This window comes from Mycetohabitans sp. B3 (genome assembly GCF_021498065.1).
In the GTDB taxonomy this organism is placed as follows: Bacteria; Pseudomonadota; Gammaproteobacteria; order Burkholderiales; family Burkholderiaceae; genus Mycetohabitans.
Map to the genome: position 1 here is coordinate 1 of NZ_JAHLKN010000167.1, position 1,252 is coordinate 1,252.

1 protein-coding gene is annotated in these 1,252 nt (G+C 56.9%); it reads left to right on the forward strand.

Translation table 11 applies throughout. The features are described from left to right. Nucleotides 1-1,252: amino acid adenylation domain-containing protein (locus KQH55_RS16115; protein WP_235091680.1), on the forward strand; the 1,252-nt coding region annotated here is incomplete at both ends.

Sequence of the window (1,252 nt, forward strand, 5' to 3'; positions counted from 1 at the left end):
CCTTAGATGTGGGTCCGGAAGTCGTGGTGGGGCTGTGCGCCGAGCGCTCGCTTGAGGCAATCATTGGCCTATTAGGCATTCTGAAGGCGGGCGGCGCGTATTTGCCGCTGGACCCCAGCCATCCGGCCGAGCGCTTAGCGTCTATGTTGCGCCAGGCGAGCGTCGCGGTGTTGGTGACGCAATCCCACCTTGAAGCGAGGCTGCCTGAAATCCAGGCACGACGTATTGATTTGGATACGGACTGGGCCAAGATTGCCGCGTGTCCCAAGACACGACTGGACAGTGGAGTCACCGCCGAGCATCTTGCTTACATTATTTATACCTCAGGTTCGACAGGGCAGCCTAAAGGCGTGATGCATTCGCATCGTGGCGTTGTCAATTATTTAAGTTTTCTGACTCGCCATTACGCCATCACGGGTGCGGATACTATTTTAAATATTACGGGTCTTGCCTTTGACCCCTGTGTGCGCGACTTGTTTGGTCCGTTGGCAGCAGGCGCGCGCGTGATCATCGTGCCCAATGAGCAGGCGAAAGAGCCAGGCCGCTATCTATCAGCGATTCGCGAAAGGTCGGTGACGAAACTGCTGAGTATCACACCGAGCTTTTTGCGTGGTCTTTGTGAAACCGTACCGGCGGGTCCCATCACATCGTCGTTGAATACTATCTTGACCTCTGGTGAGCCGCTGGAGGCAAGTGTATGTGAACAGGTACACAAGGCGTTTGGCCCTCAAGTAACGGTGGTCAATCAATACGGTCCCAGCGAATGCACGATGGCGTCAACGTGGTTCAAGGCCGACGTCCAGCAGGAAGGAAGGGTGCCGATCGGTCGGCCGGTGCCCAATGTGCGAGTCTATGTGCTGGGGCAGCATTTAGAGCCCTTGCCGATAGGTGTGACGGGCGAGTTGTATATTGCGGGCGCGGGAGTGGCGCGTGGCTATATCAACCAACCCGAACTGAGTGCCGAACGCTTTATACCGAGCCCATTTAGCTCCGGCGAACGGCTATACCGAACAGGAGACCTGGCAAGATGGCGCTTGAATGGGCAGTTGGAATATATCGGCCGCGTGGATCAGCAGATCAAAATTCGGGGCTTTCGCATCGAACCCGGCGAAATCGAAGCGGCATTGGTCAAGCATCCGAGCATCGCGCAGTCAGTGGTGGTGTCGCGCGAGGATTGTCCGGGTGACAGACGTTTGGTGGCCTATTGGGTCGCGGCTGACGGTGGGGTGATGACACCGGTTGAGCTCAAAGC